Below are 1,928 nucleotides of genomic sequence, written 5' to 3' on the forward strand. Positions count from 1 at the left end.
GGCCCGCCTGCGGCTGCTGCGCGCGCCGCGCTCGACGACGACGTGGACGCGAGCCCCAGCCGTTCCCCGGGCTCGACCGTCCCGCCGCCGGCTGAGCGGCTCAGTCAGCCGCGCAGGTGGGCGACGAGCTGGTCGACCGGGACGTCGGTGCGCTCGCCGGTGGCGCGGTCCTTGACCTCGACGACGCCGTCGACCAGGCCCTTGCCCACCACGACGATGGTCGGGACGCCGATGAGCTCGGCGTCCTTGAACTTCACGCCGGGCGACATCTTCGGGCGGTCATCGTGCAGCACGTCGAACCCGGCGGCCTCGAGGTCGGCGACGACCCGGTCGGCCCCCTCGAACAGCTCGGGCGTCTTGCCGGCCACGACCACGTGCACGTCGAACGGTGCGACCTCGCGGGGCCAGATCATGCCGGCCTCGTCGTGGGAGTTCTCGATGATGACGCCGACCGCGCGCGAGACGCCCACGCCGTACGAGCCCATCGTGACCGTCACCAGCTTGCCGTTCTCGTCCAGCACCTGCAGGCCCAGGCGCTCGGCGAACTTGCGGCCGAGCTGGAAGATGTGGCCCATCTCGATGCCGCGGGCCAGCTCCAGGGGTCCCGAGCCGTCGGGGGCCGGGTCGCCCGCGCGCACCTCGGCGGCCTCGATCGTGCCGTCGGCGGTGAAGTCACGCCCGGCGACCAGGTCGACGACGTGGCGTCCCGGCGCGTTCGCGCCGGTGACCCAGCGGGTGCCCTCGACCACGCGGGGGTCGACCAGGTACCGGATGCCGGACTCGTTCTCGGTGCCCAGGACGCCCGGGCCGATGTAGCCCTTGACCAGCGACGGGTGCTGGGCGAAGTCCTTCTCCTCGAACGGCTCCACCTCGGCCGGCGCCACCTGGGTCTCCAGGCGCTTGGCGTCGACCTCGCGGTCGCCGGGCACGCCCACGGCCAGGGGCTCGCGGGTGCCGTCGGGGTGGTGCAGCATCACCAGGACGTTCTTGAGCGTGTCGGCGGCCGTCCAGGGACGGTCGTCGCGCGGGAACGCCGCGTTGAGGTGGTCGACCAGCGTCTGGATGGTCGGGGTGTCGGGGGTGTCCTCGACGTGCGCGGCGGGCACGTCGTCGTACGGCAGAGCGTCCGGGACGACGGTGGTGACGGCCTCGACGTTGGCCGCGTAGCCGCCCGGGGAGCGGGCGAACGTGTCCTCGCCGGTCTCGGCGACGGCGAGGAACTCCTCGCTGGCCGAGCCGCCCATCGCGCCGGAGTCGGCCTTGACGATGACGTACTCCAGCCCCAGCCGGTCGAAGATGCGGACGTACGCCTCGCGGTGCGCCTGGTAGCTCTTCTCCAGCCCGGCGTCGGTGACGTCGAAGGAGTAGGAGTCCTTCATGACGAACTCACGGCCGCGCAGGATGCCCGCGCGCGGCCGCGACTCGTCGCGGTACTTCGTCTGCACCTGGTACAGGCTCAGCGGCAGGTCCTTGTACGACGAGTACAGGTCCTTCACCAGGAGCGTGAACATCTCCTCGTGCGTGGGGCCGAGCAGGTAGTCGCCGCCGCGGCGGTCGTGCAGGCGGAACAGGTTGTCGCCGTACTCGGTCCAGCGGTCGGTCGCCTCGTAGGGCTCGCGCGGCAGCAGCGCCGGGAAGCGCACCTCCTGCGCGCCGATGGCGTCCATCTCCTCGCGCACGATCTTCTCGACCTTGCCCAGCACCTTCAGGCCCAGCGGCAGCCACGTGTAGATGCCCGGCGCGACACGGCGGACGAACCCGGCCCGGACGAGCAGCTTGTGGCTGGGGACCTCCGCGTCGGCGGGGTCGTCACGCAGGGTGCGGAGGAAGAGCTGGGACATGCGCATGGGGTGAACCCTACCGAGCGGCGACCGGCCGCCCGGCCGCGCGGTCAGGCCCGGCCGGCGCGCAGGGGCGACGCGGATCAG

General features: G+C 72.4%; 1 protein-coding gene. It reads right to left on the reverse strand.

Translation table 11 applies throughout. From position 1 onward, the window contains the following. Positions 1–104 precede the first annotated feature (104 nt). On the reverse strand, positions 105–1,841 hold the full coding sequence (locus AC2W7G_RS15050; protein ID WP_485869155.1) for a proline--tRNA ligase: 1,737 nt from the start codon (positions 1,839–1,841) through the stop codon (positions 105–107). Positions 1,842–1,928: the final 87 nt, after the last annotated feature.

This window comes from Aeromicrobium sp. PFPM2_SD2, assembly GCF_057364525.1.

Coding starts and splice junctions, on each gene's coding strand:
- AC2W7G_RS15050 (WP_485869155.1), bottom strand. CDS start 1,841: ATGTCCCAGCTCTTCCTCCGCACCCTGCGTGACGACCCCGCCGACGCG.